Origin of the sequence: Pararhizobium sp. (assembly GCF_965279435.1) — a bacterium.
Taxonomy (GTDB): Bacteria; Pseudomonadota; Alphaproteobacteria; order Rhizobiales; family Rhizobiaceae; genus Pararhizobium.
Genome location: NZ_CBDIHY010000003.1, coordinates 3,949,281 through 3,967,454 on the forward strand (window position 1 = coordinate 3,949,281; position 18,174 = coordinate 3,967,454).

General features: G+C 59.8%; 16 protein-coding genes and 1 tRNA gene. 2 read left to right on the forward strand and 15 right to left on the reverse strand.

Annotated elements, in window-relative coordinates; translation table 11 throughout:
• Positions 1 to 19: 19 nt before the first annotated feature.
• The 11 genes from ACQY8Q_RS24975 to ACQY8Q_RS25025 form a co-directional block, all read right to left on the reverse strand.
• Positions 20 to 1,741, reverse strand: a complete 1,722-nt coding sequence (locus ACQY8Q_RS24975) for an ABC transporter ATP-binding protein (protein WP_428429870.1) — start codon at positions 1,739 to 1,741, stop codon at positions 20 to 22.
• A gap of 305 nt (positions 1,742 to 2,046) precedes the next feature.
• Complete coding sequence (locus ACQY8Q_RS24980; RefSeq protein ID WP_428429151.1) at positions 2,047 to 3,237, reverse strand: cystathionine beta-lyase; 1,191 nt, start codon at positions 3,235 to 3,237, stop codon at positions 2,047 to 2,049.
• A gap of 110 nt (positions 3,238 to 3,347) precedes the next feature.
• Entirely contained in the window at positions 3,348 to 3,944 is a 597-nt protein-coding gene (locus ACQY8Q_RS24985) for a 2-hydroxychromene-2-carboxylate isomerase (RefSeq protein WP_428429152.1), read from the reverse strand.
• A 50-nt stretch (positions 3,945 to 3,994) separates the two neighbouring features.
• Positions 3,995 to 5,029, reverse strand: coding sequence for an LLM class flavin-dependent oxidoreductase (locus ACQY8Q_RS24990; protein WP_428429153.1), 1,035 nt, complete (start codon positions 5,027 to 5,029; stop codon positions 3,995 to 3,997).
• Positions 5,030 to 5,057: 28 nt separating this feature from the next.
• Positions 5,058 to 6,002 (reverse strand): ABC transporter substrate-binding protein, encoded by a 945-nt coding sequence (locus ACQY8Q_RS24995; RefSeq protein WP_428429155.1) that lies wholly within the window; start codon positions 6,000 to 6,002, stop codon positions 5,058 to 5,060.
• A 59-nt stretch (positions 6,003 to 6,061) separates the two neighbouring features.
• Positions 6,062 to 7,006 (reverse strand): ABC transporter substrate-binding protein, encoded by a 945-nt coding sequence (locus tag ACQY8Q_RS25000; protein ID WP_428429156.1) that lies wholly within the window; start codon positions 7,004 to 7,006, stop codon positions 6,062 to 6,064.
• 78 nt (positions 7,007 to 7,084) lie between these two features.
• Positions 7,085 to 8,866 carry an amino acid ABC transporter permease/ATP-binding protein gene (locus tag ACQY8Q_RS25005; RefSeq protein WP_428429157.1) on the reverse strand — a complete coding sequence of 594 codons (1,782 nt, stop codon included), beginning with the start codon at positions 8,864 to 8,866 and terminating at the stop codon, positions 7,085 to 7,087.
• 38 nt (positions 8,867 to 8,904) lie between these two features.
• Entirely contained in the window at positions 8,905 to 9,459 is a 555-nt protein-coding gene (locus ACQY8Q_RS25010) for a GNAT family N-acetyltransferase (protein ID WP_428429158.1), read from the reverse strand.
• A 52-nt stretch (positions 9,460 to 9,511) separates the two neighbouring features.
• Positions 9,512 to 10,699, reverse strand: a complete 1,188-nt coding sequence (locus ACQY8Q_RS25015) for a M20 aminoacylase family protein (protein ID WP_428429160.1) — start codon at positions 10,697 to 10,699, stop codon at positions 9,512 to 9,514.
• 16 nt (positions 10,700 to 10,715) lie between these two features.
• Positions 10,716 to 12,065, reverse strand: coding sequence for an LLM class flavin-dependent oxidoreductase (locus ACQY8Q_RS25020; RefSeq protein WP_428429162.1), 1,350 nt, complete (start codon positions 12,063 to 12,065; stop codon positions 10,716 to 10,718).
• Between the two features lie 23 nt (positions 12,066 to 12,088).
• The gene (locus ACQY8Q_RS25025; RefSeq protein WP_428429163.1) at positions 12,089 to 13,081 is read right to left on the reverse strand and encodes an MsnO8 family LLM class oxidoreductase; all 993 of its coding nucleotides are present in this window, start codon (positions 13,079 to 13,081) and stop codon (positions 12,089 to 12,091) included.
• Positions 13,082 to 13,280: 199 nt separating this feature from the next.
• On the opposite strand from ACQY8Q_RS25025, the gene ACQY8Q_RS25030 reads away from it, so the two are divergent.
• Positions 13,281 to 14,309: an NADP-dependent oxidoreductase gene (locus tag ACQY8Q_RS25030; protein WP_428429164.1), complete on the forward strand. Its 1,029-nt coding sequence runs from the start codon at positions 13,281 to 13,283 to the stop codon at positions 14,307 to 14,309.
• A gap of 192 nt (positions 14,310 to 14,501) precedes the next feature.
• Here the strand turns inward: ACQY8Q_RS25030 and ACQY8Q_RS25035 are convergent.
• The 4 genes from ACQY8Q_RS25035 to ACQY8Q_RS25050 all read right to left on the reverse strand — a co-directional run bounded on the left by ACQY8Q_RS25035 (position 14,502) and on the right by ACQY8Q_RS25050 (position 17,580).
• Positions 14,502 to 14,577, reverse strand: a tRNA-Lys gene (locus tag ACQY8Q_RS25035).
• Between the two features lie 150 nt (positions 14,578 to 14,727).
• Positions 14,728 to 15,645: a PhzF family phenazine biosynthesis protein gene (locus tag ACQY8Q_RS25040; protein ID WP_428429165.1), complete on the reverse strand. Its 918-nt coding sequence runs from the start codon at positions 15,643 to 15,645 to the stop codon at positions 14,728 to 14,730.
• A gap of 70 nt (positions 15,646 to 15,715) precedes the next feature.
• Complete coding sequence (locus ACQY8Q_RS25045; RefSeq protein ID WP_428429167.1) at positions 15,716 to 16,453, reverse strand: NUDIX hydrolase; 738 nt, start codon at positions 16,451 to 16,453, stop codon at positions 15,716 to 15,718.
• A gap of 20 nt (positions 16,454 to 16,473) precedes the next feature.
• Positions 16,474 to 17,580, reverse strand: coding sequence for an endonuclease/exonuclease/phosphatase family protein (locus ACQY8Q_RS25050; RefSeq protein WP_428429168.1), 1,107 nt, complete (start codon positions 17,578 to 17,580; stop codon positions 16,474 to 16,476).
• A 207-nt stretch (positions 17,581 to 17,787) separates the two neighbouring features.
• Between ACQY8Q_RS25050 and ACQY8Q_RS25055 the strand changes: the two genes are divergently transcribed.
• A complete protein-coding gene (locus ACQY8Q_RS25055; RefSeq protein WP_428429169.1) occupies positions 17,788 to 18,171 on the forward strand; it encodes a DUF4189 domain-containing protein in 384 nt (127 codons plus the stop codon).
• Positions 18,172 to 18,174 lie beyond the last annotated feature (3 nt).

Genomic DNA, 18,174 nt, shown 5'->3' on the forward strand with positions numbered 1-18,174 from the left:
TTCCCTTGCAACGCGCGTCTTACCCGGACTGCAACTGACTGAGGCGGCTATAGAGACCGTTCTTGCTCAGGAGTTCAGCATGACTCCCATCCTCAACAATCGCTCCCTCGTTGACGACGAGAATACGGTCTGCCTGGGTGATCGTCGCCAGCCGATGGGCGATAACCAGTGTCGTTCGTCCCTTCGACAATTCCGAAAGAGATTGCTGGATGGCACGCTCGGTTTCGGTGTCGAGCGCCGATGTCGCTTCATCGAGGATCAGGATCGGCGGGTTCTTCAGGAAGATGCGGGCAATTGCCAGTCGCTGCTTCTGTCCGCCCGACAATTTCACACCGCGCTCACCGACAACCGTATCCAGCCCCTGCGGCAGGTCGGCAATGACGCTTTCGAGCCGCGCCTTTCTGGCCGCTTCGATAATATCCGCTTCGCTGGCATCCAGCCTTCCATAAGCGATGTTTTCGCGCAGCGACCCTGCGAACAGGAAAACATCCTGGCTGACGATGCCGATATGATTGCGTAGCGACCGCAGGCTCATGTCGCGGATGTCGATATCGTCAATGGTGATGGAACCGCCGGTCACCTCGTAGAAACGCGGCAAGAGAGCGCAGATTGTCGTCTTGCCGGCACCTGAAGGACCGACGAAAGCAACCGTCTCGCCGGCACGGATATCGATGTTCAGATCCTTGACGATCGCCTTCGATTCCCGATAGCCGAATGAAGCCTTGTTATAGCGGATATTGCCCTTCAGCCCGGACACATCACGGGCATCCGGTCTATCGGCGATATCCGGGCGCGTATCGAGAAAATCGATATAGCGGCGAAAACCGGCAATGCCCTTGGGATAGGTCTCGATGACCGAATTGATCTTGTCGACCGGGCGGAAGAATACGCCAACCAGAAGCAGGAACCCGACGAAACCGCCAGGCGTCAGTTCACCGCTCAGAACGAAATAGCTGCCGGCCACCAGCACGACCATCTGGACGAGACGCATGGAGAGATAACTCATCGTCGTCGAGACGGCCATGATGCGGTAGGCATCGAGCTTGGTCTTGCGATAGCGCTGGTTGTCCTGCTCGAACAATCCGCGCTCGTGATCCTCATTGGCAAACGCCTGCACGACACGGATGCCGCCAACATTTTCCTCGATGCGGGCGTTGAAATCGCCGACGCGATTGTAGAGCGCCTGCCAGTTGCGGGTCATCCGGCCACCGTAGCGAGTGGTCAGCCACGCCGTCAGTGGCAGCACCAGTGCTGTGATCATCGCCAGCTTCGGGTTGACCGAGAACATCAAAAGGAAGGCGCCGATCAGCGTCATGATGGCAATGACCACATCTTCCGGTCCGTGATGAGCGACCTCGCCGATCTCCTCCAGGTCTTTGGTCAAGCGGGCCACCAGATGGCCAGTCTTCTGATTGTCGAAATAGCCGAAGGAGAGTTTCTGCAGGTGATCAAAGGCCTTGCGCCGCATCTCGGTCTCGATATTGATCCCGAGCATATGGCCCCAATAGGTGACGATTGCCATCAACCCACCATTGATGAGATAGATCGCCATCAGGCCAGCCGATGCTGCCGTCACATAGCCCCACTGCCCTGTCGGCAACAGCACGTCGATGAACAGCTTGACGGCAATCGGGAAACCTAGCTCCAGCAGGCCTGACGTCACCGCGCAGGAGAAATCCAGCAGGAAAAGACGCCGATGCGGCCGGTAATAGGAAAAGAAGCGAGCGACGAGATCGCGCATGATGTCGGGTCCTTGGTCGGCGTTCAACCGCAAAGCGAACAGCCGGATACGGGAATTGGCGCTATCGTCTCTCAAGACAAGCGCCCTTGGTCGGTCCCGCTCCTTTTAGCCAGTTATCCGCGAACAACAAGCTTGCGAGCGAAAACTTGTCTTAAAAATGAAGCTTTATCCAAGCCACACGTGGCGATCGGCGAAATAGCACCGTCGCAGTTCCCCAGACCTGGGGAAACGGCAGAAGGCCGTTCCAGTATCTGGACAGCCTCGAACCGGCGCGGCCGGACACATTGAGCGGACGTGATGCAGAATCAGATCGCGTGTGCGGCGGCAAAACCCTTTTCCAGGTCAGCCTTGAGATCGATCACGTCCTCAAGCCCGATATGAAGACGCAGCACCGGGCCTTCTGTCGGAGCCTGCAGAATGTGCCGCTCGTCCAGGTTGACGTGCAGCGCCAGGCTCGGAAAACCGCCCCACGAATAGCCAAGCCCGAACAGCGAGAGAGCGTCGAGAAATGACTGCGCTTTCCTTTTGAAGTCCTCCGGGCGGGAGACCGCCAACACGAAGGAAAAGACGCCGCTTGCACCATTGAAGTCGCGTTTCCAGATATCGTGGCCGGGGAAACTCGGCATAGCCGGATTGAGAACGCGCGCCACATCGTCCCTGCCTTCCAGCCATTGCGCGATCTCCAGCGCACTGGCCTGGTGACGTTCCAGACGCAGACCCATGGTACGGAGACCGCGCAGGACCTGATAGGCATCGTCTGCAGCGCCGCAAATGCCGAGCGCGCCATTCGCCTGCCTCAGACGTTTCCAATGGTCGGCATTGGCAGAAACGGTCCCCAGCAGAATATCGGCATGGCCAGCCGGATATTTGGTCGAGGCCTGAATGGAAACGTCGACGCCGAAATCGAGCGGCCTGAAAAACAACGGCGTCGCCCACGTATTGTCCATCGTCACCACCGCTCCCTGACTGTGTGCGGCAGCGGCGATCGCGGGAACGTCCTGCATCTCGAACGTATTCGAGCCCGGCGCTTCCAGATGCACAAGCTTGGTATTCGGCTTGAGCATTGCTTCGATCCCGACTCCAATCGACGGATGGTAATATTCGACCTCGACACCGAAACGTTTGAGCATCGTATCGCAAAAATGCCGGACGTTGCCGTAGACGGAATCGACGATCAAGGCATGGTCGCCCGGCGTCAGATACGCCAGGAATGCGAGAGTGACGGCGGCAAGTCCCGACGGCACGATAATCGTGCCTGCAGCACCTTCCAGTTCATTGACAGCCTGACACAGAGCATCGGTCGTTGGCGTGCCCCGCGTTGCATAGGTGTATTTTTGGCTATGTGTTTCCATCGCTTGCGCATTGGGGAAAAGCACGGTCGATGCCCGGACCACCGGGGGGTTGATGAAGCCGTGATAATCGACGGGGTCATATCCCGTCCGGACCAACTGCGTGTTGGGGCCGATGGTCGTTGGTGTGCGGTCGTTGTCGCTCATAGTGTCCTGCATTTCTTTGACGGCGCCCCCTGCGGATTGCGCCGTTTTCGGCACTGATCGGCCCGATATGAAGGGTGCAATTCTTACCCAGTCCGAATTCGAATGGCGGGTTAAGGTCGGTCGCCGGCGACGTGACGCTCCAGGAACGGCAGATTGTCCTGCCCCCAGTAAATCTCGCTGTCGTACAGGAATGTCGGGAAACCGAAGACGCCGCTTTCCAGCGCGTGCTCGCGGTCGGCAGCCCATTTGGCCCTGACGTCCTCGTCCCCCTGCCGTTTCAGCAGGCTTGCGCCATCAAAACCCGCCGCATTTGCAATCGCTTCGCGGACATGCGTCTGGCCGATATCCTTTGCCTCGCCCCAGAAGGCTTGTTGCAGGGCACGGGTCAGGCCGATCCAATCCCTGCCGTCGAGATAGGCGGCAATGATGATCAGCGAAGCTGGTGCCGGATCGCTCAGTTCCGGACGGTTTTCAAGGATCAGCGTCTTGCCACGCACACCCGCCCAGCGTTTCAGGTCGCGCATCCAGTAGCTGCGCCGGACTTGCGGGCGATTGCGCGAAAAGATCCCGCCATTCTCTTCAACGACGGTTGTCAGATAGGGTCTGATCTCGACATCGTTCTTTTCCGCAAGGTCGATAAATGCGTCAAAGCCGATATAGGACCACGGCGAGCCGATGGAGAAGAAATACTCAACGATTTTGGTCAATGCCTGTCATTCCTGCGGATATTGATATGGAAAGGAAGCCCCGGGCCTGATCAGGCCGTTCGCTTTTGCCGGTCAACACCGTTGATCCAGCCGAGCCGGGGCGCAATCAGCGTGGCGAAGTCGTGGATGATCTGGCGATACTGCGCGTCTTCGAATTCATAGGGAAGCTCCAGCCTGAGTTCGCTGACATGCGGCAGGATCGGGTCGGCAAACAAACGCTCCAGGATTTCCGCAGACGTGCCGACGATATCGCGGGCATAAAGCGTTCGGCGCTCGCCTTGCGGCGTCAGCGTCCGTTCATTCCGCCCCGCCGCGTAGTCGAGATAACGCTTGCGGGTCTGCGCATCGGCGCTGTCGGTCGGCACGATGACGCGCCCTAGCCCAACCCGCCTCCCCGCCCCGCCGGCCGCGCGGTAGGCCGCCAGCTGCCGCGATTGGGCAACGAAAAAATCATCCGTGTCCTCGCCGGTCGTGACATTGCCGATCAGAAGGTTGAAACCGTTACCCCCAGCCCAGGTGGCAGACCGCAACGACCCGCCGCCGTACCAGATCCGGTCGGTCAGCCCCTTCGCGTGGGGCTGCAACCGGGGTCGCTGCGGTCCGAAGGGCGTTTTGATAAAGGTTGTCTCATCCCCCACAGGCTTGCTCTTCAAATTGTCGACGAAGCGCAGGACACGCTCGTGGGAGAAATCATACCCCTCCCAATCGCCATCGAAGACCAGTGGTGCGATCAGATCGGCATGCAGCGGCCGCCCGGCGCTCAAGCCGACGTTCAGGCGTCCGCGTGAGAGAACATCGACAGTCGAGAGATCTTCAGCGAGCCTGTAAGGGCTTTCATAGCCGATCGGGATGACCGCCGTGCCAAGCTGGATGCGGCTCGTGCGCTGGGTTGCCGCCGCCAGAAAGGCCGTTGCCGACGAGATGCCGGGCTCCAGATGCCGCTGGCGTGCCCAAGCGCTTTGAAGGCCGAGCTCTTCCCCGTATTCAAGGAGTTTCAGTGTCTTTTCAAATCCGGACAGTGGATCGTCAGCGGGATAATTACCGGGCGTCAAAAAGCCGATATGGTTGATGGCGATGCTGCTCATCGTGTCTTCTTCCTTCAGAATTTTGACTTCAGGATTTCGGCAGGCCGGGCGGATTGGTTTCCGACTTCGGCAGGGCTTCCTCGCTCAGATGCCAATGGTCGAGAACCCTGGCGTAGACGCCCTTCTCGATCAGCCCGTTGGTAGCGACGGTCAGAGCATCCGCCAGCCCACTGCCCTTTTTCGTGGTGATGGCCACGTCGGAGCGATCCGGCCAGCCCGCGCTCAAGGTGCCGACACGTTTGATGTTGTGGTCGCGCGCGGCGATGTAGACGAGCTGCGCATGCGGCTGGACGATAACCTCGGCCCTGCCCGAAGAGACAGCCAGAAGGCTTGCCGCCTCGTCGTCATAATATTGCAGTTCCAGCGGCTTCAACCCGGCGGCGACGTTTTCGTCATTCCATCGAAGCAGGATGCGCTCCTGGTTGGTGCCGGCGCCGACGATGATACGCAGGCCCGCAGCATCCTTCGGCTCCTTGATCACGCTGATCGGGCTGTCGGACTTGACGAAGAAGCCGTGCAAGCCTTGGCGGTAGGTGGAGAAATCGAACTTTTCCTTGCGCTGTTCGGTGACACCGACATTGGAAATGACTGCATCGTACTTGCCGGATACCAGGCCGAGCGGCCAGTCGATCCAGGCGACAGGAACGAGTTCCAGTTCGAGCCCGAGGCTATCGGCAACGGCAGACGCGTAATCCGGATCGGCCCCAACCACGGTCTTTGCATCCGTCGCATAGGTGGCGAGCGGCGGCCCGCCGGGACTGACCGCGACCGTGAACTTTCCGGGCGAAACGAAGGAGAAATCCTTGGAGATTGCCGCAATGGCAGCATCATTCTTTTCCGCCCGGATACGGGCTGGTTGTTCTGGGCTGAGGTCGAACACCTCGTCCGCCTGAGCCGTCCCGAAAAAGGTCAGCGTCGAAGCAAGTGCTGTGATCAGTAAAGTTCGGAAAGCCGGTCTGTCAGTCATTGTCATCATCTCCGTGGAAATACCCGGCCCGGCGCCAGAACAGCGCCGGGCCGCCTCGTGCCGCCTTACGAACCGCTTTTCGGTAAGCCGGCTGGGTTGGTAAAGGACTGATCGACGCCTTCGGCTTCGAGACTCCAGTGCTTCAGCACCTCGCCATACTTGCCGCTCTTGATCAGGTCGTTGATCGCGACGGTGACCGCGTCGGCAAGACCGGCGCCCTTGCGGGTGGTAACTGCAATGTCGGCTGCCAGAGGCCAGCCACCGCTGACGATGCCAACGAGCTTGGTCTGGTTCTTGATCGAGGCGCTATAGGCCTGCGTTGCGTTCGGATTGAACTCAACATCGGCGCGGCCGGACTGGATCGCCAGATCGCTTGCAGCGCGGTCGTCATAGTATTGCACCTCGATCGGTGCCAGGCCGGCGGCAACGTTCTGCCGGTCCCATTCGAGAATGATCTTTTCCTGATTGGTGCCGGCACCGGTGATGACCTTCAGCCCGGCGACATCCTTCGGCTCCTTGATCTCTGTGGTCTTGCTGTCGGCCTTGACGTAGAAGCCGAGCACATCCTTGCGATAGGTGGAGAAATCGAACTTCTCCTTGCGCTCTTCAGTGACCGTGACGTTGCTGATGACGGCGTCATATTTGCCGGACGCGACGCCGAGCGGCCAGTCTGCCCAGGCAACGGACACCAGTTCTAGCTCCAGCCCCAGCGAATCCGCCAGAAGCGAAGCGAGGTCCGGATCGGCGCCAACCAGTGTTTTTGCATCCGAAGCGTAGGTGGCGATCGGCGGATCCCAGGCATTGATGGCAACAGTGAGCTTGCCCGGCGTCACGAATTTGAAGTCGCTTGAGATCGCCTTGACCGCCGCATCGTCCTTCTCGGCACGAACCCGCTTGGAAATATCCGGGCTCAAATCAAATTTCTCGGCGGCGTGCGCGGAGCCCAAACCGAGGGCCGCGATCGTCACGGCGCCTGCCATCAGAAGTTTAGCACTGTGTAAAAATGTCATGTATCCCGTCTCCATTTTCATCTTAAGGTTGTAGTTGATGTTAGTCCCATCCCATCCGCTCAGGCGGCCGGGAATTTGCTAGAGAACTTTTGCGAGGAATTCGCGGGTACGCGGGTGGTTCGGCTGGCTGAAGACCCGGGCCGGTGGGCCGACTTCCAGAATGTGGCCGCCTTCCATGAACACGACGGTATCGGCGACTTCACGGGCAAACCCGACTTCGTGAGTGACGATGACCAGTGTCGTGCCGGTGCGCGCCAACTCCTTGATCACATCGAGCACTTCACCCACCAGTTCCGGGTCAAGCGCCGATGTCGGCTCGTCGAACAGCAGCACCTTCGGCTTCAGCGCCAAGGCTCTCGCGATGGCAACACGCTGCTGCTGGCCACCCGACAACTGGCGGGGATAGGCATCGATCTTGTCCGTCAAGCCGACACGGGCGAGAAGTTCCCGCGCCAGCTCGACGGCCGCAGCGCGATCCGTCCCCCGGACCTGCATCGGTGCTTCGATCAGGTTTTCCAGCACAGTGAGATGCGGAAAGAGATTGAAGTTCTGGAAAACCATGCCGATATCGGCGCGGCGTTTGAGGATATCCTTTTCCTTCAGTTCGTAGAGCGTCTCGCCATTCTGGCGGTAGCCAACGAGATCGCCATCGACGGAGATGAAGCCGCTATCAACACGCTCGAGATGATTGATGGCGCGCAGCAAGGTCGACTTGCCGGAACCGGACGGGCCAAGGATGGCCGTGACGCTGCCTGCCGGCAAGGTCAGATCGATCGCATCCAGCACTTTCAGGGCACCAAAACTCTTGGAAATGCCGTGGATGCGCACGGGAGCACCAGCACGCACCAAGGGCGCGTCACGAAAGCCGATCTTGCGGACAGCCTGGCTGCTTGTCACAGCCGTCTGCAGCGGCAGCGGCTGGCGAAAACGGTTGAAAAAGGACTGGAAAGGCAGCGGCACCGGATTGCGCACCGCGCCCTTCGAAAAGTACCGCTCGATATAATACTGAGCGACCGACAAAACGGTCATGATCACCAGATACCAGGCCGTCGCCACCATCAGCAGCGGGATGACTTCAAGGTTGCGGCGATAGATCACCTGAACCGTGTAAAACAGTTCCGGCAAGGCGAGCACGTAGACCATGGAGGTGCTTTTCGCCAGACCGATGATCTCGTTGAAACCGGTCGGCAGGATCGAGCGCATGGCCTGCGGCAGGACGATGCGAAACACCTGGCGCCGCCGCGGCAGGCCAAGGGCGGCTGCGGCCTCGAGCTGCCCCTGATCGACCGACAGAATGCCGCCACGGACAATTTCCGAAAAGAAGGCCGATTGGTTCAGCGTCAGGCCGAGGAACGCGGCAGCAAACGGCGTCAGCAGTTGCACTGTCGGATAATCCAGCAGAACCGCATTGGTGAACGGCACGGCGATGCGGATCGTCTCATAGAGGTAGCCGAGATTGTTGAGGACCAGCAGCAACACGATCAACGGGATCGATCGCAGCAGCCAGACATAGCCCCATGAGAGGCCGGACAGCAGCGGTGACTTAGACACCCGGGCCAGCGCCAATCCCGTGCCCAGAACCGAGCCCGACACGGTGGCCAGCGCCGTCAGCAGCAGCGTCCTGCCGAGACCAGCCAGAACGGGCTCGGAGAAGAACCATTCGGCAAAGACATTCCAGCCCCATCGGGGATTGGTGAAGGTCGAATAGAGCACGGCGGCGATGACGAGGCCGGCAAACACCGTACCGACCAGACGGCCGGGATGACGCGCAGGGATGATCCGGTAGCGCGAATAGTCCTGGCTGTGCTCAGCCGCCCTACGGCTTGGCTCGATGCCTGCAAAATCTGTCGTGAGCGCCATGTGTGACCCCTGGTAAAAACGATGAAGTTTCTGATCGCTCAGCGCTGTCCAACCGCACGCTGCAACGGCTGTTGTGCAGACACGCCTCCGGGCAGCCCAACGGTCGCGAGGTGGCCGATCTCTTTTTCAAAAGGCAGCGACTTGTAGATTTCCGGATCGGCATGGATGTCGAACAGGGCGGTGTAGCCGTACTTCAGATAGAGGCCGACGGCCTCCGGCTGGCGAAACCCGGTGGTCAGGTAGATGCGGGAGTAACCCTGCTTGGCTGCCTGTACCTCAAGCTCGAGCAGGACTTTGACAGCAAGGCCCTGACGGCGCAGGTCGGAGCGTGTCCAGATGCGTTTGAACTCGGCGGTGCGCTCGTCATAGTGCTTGAAAGCACCGCCACCGATCGTCTCGCCGTTACGCTCGAGCAGCAGGAAATTGCCGTATGGCGGCGCGAAAGCTTCGGCCGGATAGCGGTTCATCTCTTCGGCTGCACCAGCCTCGCTGAAGTACGAGCCGTAACGGCTGTCGTATTCGTAGGTCAGTTCGTCGATCAGCGGCTTTGCGCGGGGATCGAGGGGCGTGGTGTAGACAAACGTATCACTCATGTTCGCCATTCCTGTTGAGACCGGGCCTGCTGAAGGTGGTCTGTTGATGTCTTCAGTTGAGAAAGGTTTCCGCCAGCCGCACCCAGTAGCGGGCAGCGGGCGCGATGATTGCGTCGTTGAAATCGTAATGGGCGCTGTGCAGAGGCGCCGTGTCGCCATTGCCGACGAACAGATAGCTGCCCGGCTTTTCCTGCAGCATGAAGGCGAAATCCTCGCTTGCCGTACGCGGCTTGAAACCTTCCTCGACCCGTGAAGGGCCAAACGTGTCGAGCGCGACACTCCGGGCAAAATCCGTCTCTGCGCGGTTATTGATCAGCGCCGGAAAGCCCAGCCGGTAGTCCACCTCAGCCACTGCACCAAAACTCTCCGCCTGCGCCCGCGCCAGCGCCGGAATGCGTTCCTGCAGCTGTTGCCGGACAGTTTCCGTGAAAGCGCGCATGGTGAGCTTCAGCTCGACACTTTCCGGGATGACGTTGGAGGCCGAGCCCGCATGGATCGACCCGACCGTTGCCACCGCCACTTCCTGCGGATCGACATTGCGTGATACGACGCTCTGTAGCGCTGTGATGAAGGACGCAGACGCCAGCACCGGATCGACGGCGCGATGCGGCTCAGCCCCATGGCCGCCCTTGCCGACGATGCGGATCTTTGCCTGATCGACGGAGGCCATCGCCGGCCCGGCGACAAAGCCGAACTGACCCAACGGAACACCCGGCCAATTGTGCAGCCCGAAGATCGCATCGACAGGAAAGCGCTCAAACAGCCCATCCGAGATCATCTTTCGCGCACCGGCACCGATTTCCTCGGCCGGCTGGAAGATCAGGTGAAGCGTGCCATTGAACGCTCCGCTTTCGGCGAGATAACGGGCTGCGGCGAGCAGGATAGAGGTATGACCATCGTGGCCGCAGGCATGCATGACGTCTGGATTGTTGCTGGCATAGGAAAGCCCGGTGGCTTCCTCGATCGGCAGTGCATCCATATCGGCACGGATGCCGATCCGGCGCTCGCCATCGCCGCGCTTCAGCGTGGCCACAACACCCGTTCCGGCAATACCGGTGGTCACTTCATAACCCCAGGAAGAAAGATGGGAGGCAATCAGCTTGCTGGTACGGCGCTCTTGAAAGGCAAGTTCCGGATATTGGTGCAGGTCGTGGCGAAGGGCGACGATTTCGTCGAGATATGCGGCGATGCCGCGCTCTACCGGATCATTCAGGCGCTGGGGTTGTGCGATGATGTTCATAGCCGGCTCCCGGCGCCTAAGCGCCGACCGCCTTTCCGCGCTCAACGTCTTCGGCGGGGGCTGCATAGCGGCTCTGCCGGTATTCCAGCCCGAGATGATCGCGCAGGGTCTCCCCCTCGAGCACAGGATTGAAATAGCCGCGCTGTTCCAGGATCGGCAGGACATGGGTGGCGAAATCGTCGAGCCCTTCGGCAATCACCGGGAAGCCGAGAATGAAACCGTCAGCAGCGCCCTCCTCCACCCAGCGAATGATCTCGTCGGCGATATGCTCAGCCGTACCGATAAACGCTGTGCGCGGCGTTGCCGCATCAAGGGCGATTTCGCGCAGTGTGAGGTTCTTCTCACGCCCCGTCTTCTTGATCCGGTCAGTCGTCGCGCGAAAACTGTTCTTGCCGATATCGCCGATATCGGGAAAGGTTTCGTCCAACGGATAGATGCTGAAATCGTGATGATCGAAGAAACGGCCGAGATAGAGCAGTGCCTCGTCGATTGTAACGAGGTTGCGGATCGCCTGGTATTTCTGTTCCGCCTCTTCCGCCGTTGCGCCGACCACAGGTCCGATGCCGGGGTAAAGGCCGATTTCAGCGGCGCGGCGCCCTTGCGCAATCGTGCTTTGCTTGACCTGCTTGTAGAAGACCTTTGCATCCTCGATCGGCCCGCCATTGGTGAAGACGGCATCGGCATGCTTGCCGGCGAGCTTGATACCGGAATCCGACGCCCCCGCCTGGAAGACGACGGGTTGCCCCTGTTTCGAACGGCCGATGTTCAGCGGGCCTTCGACGCGGAAGAAGCGGCCCTTGTGGCCGAGCGTGTGCAGCTTCGACTTGTCGGCATAGACGCCCGTTTCCCGGTTGCGGACGAAGGCATCGTCATCCCAGGAATCCCAAAGCCCCTTGATGACATCGAGATACTCGTCGGCGATCTCGTAGCGCAGCTCGTGGTCCGGGTGCTCGCGGCTGTAGTTGCGGCCCGATCCTTCGAGCGGCGTCGTCACGGCGTTCCAGCCTGCCCTGCCGCCGCTGATCTGGTCGATCGTGGCAAACTGGCGGGCAACGGTGAACGGGTCGCTATAGGACGTGGAAACCGTGCCGACGAGGCCGATCTTTGACGTCGAGGCCGCTAAGGCCGAAAGGATGGAGATCGGTTCGAACCGGTTGAGGAAATGCGGGATCGACTGCGCGTTGATGTAGAGCCCGTCGGCAACGAAGGCGAAAGCAATGCCTGCGGCTTCCGCCCGGCGCGCCGTATTGACGAAGAACTCGAAATTGACGCTGGCGTCAGCAGGGCCGCTTTGATGTTTCCAGGCGTTCATATGGCCACCGGGGCCTTGCAGCATGATACCGAACGGAATGTGTTTTTGAACCATCGGAGAAATCCTTTTTGTCGATATCAGGCAGCGAGCGACAGCCGTTCGTTGGCGAGGCGTTCGATGGAAGCAAAGCGCTCGGCAGCGGCAACGGCCGGCGTTTCGATGATGAACTCGGTGATGCCGTAGCGACTGTGCAGGTCATCCAGTTGCCCCCGAACCTCGGCGGCCGTTCCGTGGAGAACGCTCGGCGCCTTGGATTCGAGACGTTCGATGGCAACACCGGCCTGACGTGCGTATTCGGCGGCCTGCTCCTCGGTGCCGACATTGACGCTTCTGCCGTCGGTGAGGAAAACCTTGACGATGCGCAGATCGCCGATAGCCTTGCGCGCAACGACAGCGTCTTCGGCGGCATAGGCCGCAAGCGCCAGGATCGGCGTCTTGCCGCCGCTAGCCCGGGCATAGGCGTCGAATGTCTTGCTGAGGTTCTCCGGGTCGCCGTTCAGTTGACCGGCAAACACCAGCCGCCAGCCCTTGGCTGCGGCAAGCTGAGCACTGTCAACGCTGGCGCCGAGCAGGAAACGTTCCGGTGCTGCCGGCGGAAACGGGGTCGCATGCGGACCTTCGTGAGCGGGATCGGCAGCGAGATAGGTATTGATGTCGGACAGTTGCTGGGCAAAGTCCGGCTTTCTGGCTCCGTCGCTGCCCACCTGAAGGGCACGGGTCGAGAGCGGAAAGCCGCCCGGCGCCTTGCCGACGCCAAGATCAACACGGGCAGGTGCCAGCGACGCCAGCAGATTGAAGGTCTCGGCAACCTTGTAGGCACTGTAATGCTGCAGCATGACGCCGCCTGAGCCAACGCGGATCCTTGCCGTCTTGGCCAGAAGATACGCAATCAGCGTTTCCGGTGCTGAACTTGCGAGATTGGACATGCTATGATGTTCGGCGACCCAGAAACGGTGGTAGCCAAGCTCTTCCGCCTTTTGAGCGAGCTTGACCGTTGCGCGCAACGCATCTGCGGCGGTGCTGCCCTCTTCGATCGGGCTTTTGTCCAGGAGACTGAGGAGGTAGGGCATAAGCCACCGATCCCTTCGCTAAGTTGCAAAACTTAGTCTATAAAATCAGTAGATAAAATGATTTATAAGGAACGCCATTCTTTTTGGCGAGAGGTATGGAGAAAAACTCACCTCGCCTGCGAAGCAATCAACGGTACGATCGCAAGCCGCTAAACGCTTGAAAACAAACAACTGAAATCCGGAAATGTAAGGATAGCCCATGTCTGACCAACCAATTTCGACCCGCATCGTCCTTGCTTCACGTCCTTCCGGCCGGCCGGTAACGGAAAATTTTCGACTCGAGCAACAGGCAGTCGGCGATATCGCCGACGGCGACGTTCTTCTCCAGATCCTCTACCTCTCCCTCGACCCTTATATGCGCGGGCGCATGGACGATGCGAAATCCTATGCCAAACCGGTCGAGATCGGCGGGGTCATGGAAGGAGGAACGGTGGCGAGGGTTCTGCGCTCGCGTAACGCCGCTTTCGATCCGGGCGATATCGTCCTGTCCCATTCCGGCTGGCAGAGCCATGCAATCTCGAACGGCAGCGACTTGCGAAAACTCGACCCCGAGCAAGCCCCCGTCACAACCGCGCTCGGCATTCTCGGCATGCCCGGCTTCACGGCCTATGCCGGCCTGCGCAATATTGGAAAACCGAAGGCCGGAGAGACCGTTGTGGTCGCCGCCGCAAGCGGTGCTGTCGGCTCGGCGGTCGGCCAGATCGCCAGGGTTTTTGGCGCCCGCGCTGTCGGCATCGCTGGTGGCCGTGAGAAATGCGACTATGTGCGGGGTGAGCTTGGGTTTGACGCGGCGATTGACCATCGCTCCAACAATTTCGCCGGGGAACTCGCAGCCGCCTGCCCGAATGGCATCGACGTCTATTTCGAAAACGTCGGCGGCCACGTGTGGAGCGCGGTGTTTCCCTTACTCAACGATTTTGCCCGCATCCCTGTCTGCGGCCTGATCGCACATTACAACGAAGATCGTTCCGGTGAGGGCACCCACGATCAGCTGCCAGCCGTCATGCGAGCGATCCTGCGCAAGAGCCTGAATATCAGAGGCTTTATACAGCGCGAATTCGCAGACCAGCGTCCCGATTTCTACCGCGAGGCCGCAGCCTGGATTTCCGACGGCCGGCTGAAATACCGGGAGGACATCGTCGAAGGGCTGGAAAACGCGCCAAGTGCCTTCATTGGCCTTCTCGATGGAAAGAATTTTGGCAAACTGATCGTGCACGTCGCGTCCTGAGCGATATCACGATTTTTTCCACTCCGCCGCTGGCTGAAAACCAGCGGCTCCAACCGATGATACGACGATCAAAGGGAAGAGCGGCGTGCAGTCGCTCGAAAACCCGGTCGGCAACAGCAACCAGATAAAAATCATCTTTGGTTTGGTTTTTATGTGAGTAGGAATTTTATCTCTTTGAAGAGAAAAAGAGAATGGTGGGTGATGTAGGGTTCGAACCTACGACCCGCTGATTAAGAGTCAGCTGCTCTACCAACTGAGCTAATCACCCGCCAGAACCGCTTCGTTTGCGGCCTCTAGAACCACATTGCTGTGGTGTGATGCGGCGTATAATGGGCTTCGCCGGGCTTGTCTAGTTCCTCGGGTGATTTTCTTTCGGATTTCTCAAAAAAATGTGTGTGGGCTGTTTAGAGGCTGTTTTTCAAAGATAAAGTTCACCGGCCGCAATCTTCACCGCCTGCCCGCCGATCCGGGCCATGCTGATTTCACCGCCGGAGACGTCGATATGAAGGTGCAGCAACGATGCGCGCCCCATCTCCACCCCCTGCTCGATCAGGAACGGATGATGCCCGTCAATCAGCTGGTCGAAACTGTGGATCGCGCCGGAAAAGGCAGCGACCGCTGAACCCGTCGCCGGGTCCTCGACAATGCCCATGGCCGGGGCGAACATGCGGGTGTGGAAGCGGGCAACATGATTGACGCCGCCACGACAATAGATATAGGCCGCCGCGAGCCGTCCTTCCGCGATCGGGGTGATCTGCTCCCAGAGCGCCGCATCAAACTCCACGGCAGCGGCCGCACTGACATCGTGAACCGGGATCATGACGAAGGGAACGCCGGCGCTCCAGAACGACGGCACGTGGTTTTCGAAGCCGATCTGCGTTACCTTCAGGCTGAAAGCGTCGGCAATCGCCTGCCTGTCGAATTTGGCATCGAGGCGGATGGATTTGCGTGGCACGTCGAATTCGGCGAAGGTTGCCTCTCCTGCCCTGCCACGCACGGCGCAGCGCACCGGGCCGACATTTTCCTCAAGCATCTGCACGAGGTCATAGTCTTCGCCTTCAGAGGAACGCCCGTCCTCGGCCAGCGCGATCGCCGCCCCCACGGTCGGATGACCGGCAAAGGGCAGCTCATAGCCCGGGGTGAAAATCCTCAGCTTCGCAGCATGCCCCGTTTTTTGCGGCTGCTGTAAAAATACCGTTTCCGATAGGTTGAACTCGACGGCAATCGCCTGCATCGCCGCATCGCTCAGGCCGTCGCCGTCAAACACAACGGCGAGCGGGTTTCCCTCCAGCCTGTTGGCGGTGAAAACGTCGTAGATTGCATAGCGACGCGCCACAAGCATCTCCCTTTGCTGTTTCCGCCCTCAGACCTTGCATGGCAGATAGCTGGCGGCAAGCGCAAAAGCGTCACCGTATCGTGTTGAAAACCCATTCGAGGACCGGCGGCATGAAGGGTGGATAAGCATGCTGCTTCGGATCGGCGGTCCGAATGGCAAGGGCAGCGTCGATTTCAGGCTCCGGATCGGCCGCGATATGGGCATCGACAAGCGCGATCAGTTCCGCAGCCGTTTTGGCAAAATGATAGACACGAAAAAGCGTGACGACATTCTGGCCGTGCCAGCCGTGAAACCCGGACACGCTGTTGGCATCCGACAGCGACAGCCCGGTCTCCTCCATCACCTCGCGGGCCATGTTGCCGTCGATATCGCAATATCCGTCGCGGATATCATCCGGATCGAGCGAGCCTGCCGCACAGTAGACACGGCCGGGATTGGCCGTGTGCTGCCCCATGCGGATAGCGATCACGGCGCCGTCGGAAGAAACAATCACCGGCAGGCCGAACAGATGGAGGGCGCCGCCGGCAGGCCGGGTTTTACGCCACAGCAAAAACGCCGAGAACGGAACGATATGGCATTCGCCCGAAATCGCTTCATCGCGCATCTCAAGCGACCGCATCAAAAGCATGCGGCCGTCAAACAGAGCAGGATTGGCGGCAACCTCCTGCTCCCAGTTGGCGGCGACCTCGGCCGTGTGAGAAAGGAGATAGGGATGCGGCTCGGCGCTCACGCGCACGTCGATGCTGGTGACGGGAAAGATCACGCCTTCATCGGGCCATTCGGAAATGTTGCGGATCAGTTGCGACATGGAATACTGCCTCGGGAATTTCAAACGTTGAGGGAGATGACGACCGGGCAATGGTCCGAGGCTTTCGGCCGGTCCCAGCCGGTTCTCGGATAGCGCTCGACCTCCTGCCCCTTTGGAAAAATCGTCCGGTAGGGCTGACCACCGCGAATGATCTCCGGCACGCTGGCGGGATTGCGCTCGGCAAGGGCCTTGGACAGCCAGATATAGTCGAGCTGGCAAAGGTGCCGCTCATCCGGTCCACGGCTGTGAAACAGGGTCCAGCGGTCGAGTTCCGGGCGCCGTCGCATGACGTTTTCGACGAAGCCGTCGCGGCTGAGCACATCCAGCGCGCTCAGCGCCTCCTGCTGCGGCACGAAGCTATAGCCGTTGCGGCGGTCGCCCAGCACATCGACGCGTTCCTGATAATCGTTCATGTCGCCGCAGATGGCGAACATCTCGCCATCCAGATTATCCGCGCCAAAGCGATTCTCGATGATGCGGCGGACGGCGGCGACTTCGGCTGCCCGCACCGGCATGGTCGACGTGCGCCCGTCCAGCCCGTCGCGCGCCGGCCCCATCGACTTGAAATGCACGACGAACAGCGTGAACGGCCTTCCGCCAATGCGGAAATCGAGTTCCAAGCAATCCCGCTTGAAAATGCGGTCGCCAGGCACGTTGGTTGACGCCAAGGCATCGTTGAACAGATCAAAATCGGCATAGGTGACGCCGGCATGTGATTTGACATCGACGCACTCGATCTTCTGGCCGTCGCGGGTTTGCTCGCGCACCAGAACTGCGACGTCGATGCCGCGGCTGTCATTGCCCTCGATCAGGTATTTCTGCCGGTAGCCATTGCCGACCATGCGAAACAGATAGCCGTACTCAAACGCCTGCAGCGCCGCCATGTTGTCGGCTTCCTGTAGGCAAAGAATATCGGCGTCGCAATCGGCGATCGCCAGCGCCGACATCTGCCGCGTATCATCGGTATAGGCAATGGTGCGGGCTTCCTCCAGCCGCTGGTATTCCGCCTCGTTCTTGACGTCGAAGAGCCTCAGAACACGATCCTGCTTGAGGTGGTTGCGAAAGCCGGAGAAATCGAAACGGCTCATCAGGTTTTCGATATTGAAGGTGGCAAGGCGAAGGGTCATCAACAGTTTCCGAATGCAATTGAGGCGACTTTAGCCAATCGGGGGCAAAAGTCGAATGTCTTTCTCCTCATCTTTTCCCCATCCCGTAACGGGCTCCTTCGGCGCCATTTTTGGGGTCATCCAATCCTTGAGAATAATCGATCTTGATCGGCCGTTTCTCCTTCGCAAGATCAGCCGGACGGGTGCCGGCATAGGGAGAAGAACGGAATGTCGAACTGGAAACGCAACGCCAAAGCGGCAATATCGGCTTTGGCTTTCCTCAGCGTCAGCGCGGTGATCGCCCACGCCGACAGTTTCGGGGCGATCTCGCTGTCGCCCGAAACCGGGGCCACCGGCTGGTCACACGATTACAACTCGCGCTGGGAGGCTGAAGAGGTGGCGCAGTCGCATTGCGACAGGAATGCCGGCGATTGCCGCACCGCCATCTGGTTCAAGAATGGCTGTGGAGCGGTGGCACGCGGGGCCGACGGCGGCTGGGGCGCCAACTGGGCGGCAGGACGCAGGCAGGCGCAACGTGCAGCGCTCGCATCCTGTTCGAACCATTCCGACAGCTGCCGGTTGATCCGCTGGCAATGTTCCGGCGCGAACTGACAC

Coding starts and splice junctions, on each gene's coding strand:
- ACQY8Q_RS24975 (WP_428429870.1), bottom strand. CDS start 1,741: ATGCGCGATCTCGTCGCTCGCTTCTTTTCCTATTACCGGCCGCATCGG.
- ACQY8Q_RS24980 (WP_428429151.1), bottom strand. CDS start 3,237: ATGAGCGACAACGACCGCACACCAACGACCATCGGCCCCAACACGCAG.
- ACQY8Q_RS24990 (WP_428429153.1), bottom strand. CDS start 5,029: ATGAGCAGCATCGCCATCAACCATATCGGCTTTTTGACGCCCGGTAAT.
- ACQY8Q_RS24995 (WP_428429155.1), bottom strand. CDS start 6,002: ATGACAATGACTGACAGACCGGCTTTCCGAACTTTACTGATCACAGCA.
- ACQY8Q_RS25000 (WP_428429156.1), bottom strand. CDS start 7,006: ATGACATTTTTACACAGTGCTAAACTTCTGATGGCAGGCGCCGTGACG.
- ACQY8Q_RS25005 (WP_428429157.1), bottom strand. CDS start 8,866: ATGGCGCTCACGACAGATTTTGCAGGCATCGAGCCAAGCCGTAGGGCG.
- ACQY8Q_RS25010 (WP_428429158.1), bottom strand. CDS start 9,459: ATGAGTGATACGTTTGTCTACACCACGCCCCTCGATCCCCGCGCAAAG.
- ACQY8Q_RS25015 (WP_428429160.1), bottom strand. CDS start 10,699: ATGAACATCATCGCACAACCCCAGCGCCTGAATGATCCGGTAGAGCGC.
- ACQY8Q_RS25020 (WP_428429162.1), bottom strand. CDS start 12,065: ATGGTTCAAAAACACATTCCGTTCGGTATCATGCTGCAAGGCCCCGGT.
- ACQY8Q_RS25025 (WP_428429163.1), bottom strand. CDS start 13,081: ATGCCCTACCTCCTCAGTCTCCTGGACAAAAGCCCGATCGAAGAGGGC.
- ACQY8Q_RS25030 (WP_428429164.1), top strand. CDS start 13,281: ATGTCTGACCAACCAATTTCGACCCGCATCGTCCTTGCTTCACGTCCT.
- ACQY8Q_RS25045 (WP_428429167.1), bottom strand. CDS start 16,453: ATGTCGCAACTGATCCGCAACATTTCCGAATGGCCCGATGAAGGCGTG.
- ACQY8Q_RS25050 (WP_428429168.1), bottom strand. CDS start 17,580: ATGACCCTTCGCCTTGCCACCTTCAATATCGAAAACCTGATGAGCCGT.
- ACQY8Q_RS25055 (WP_428429169.1), top strand. CDS start 17,788: ATGTCGAACTGGAAACGCAACGCCAAAGCGGCAATATCGGCTTTGGCT.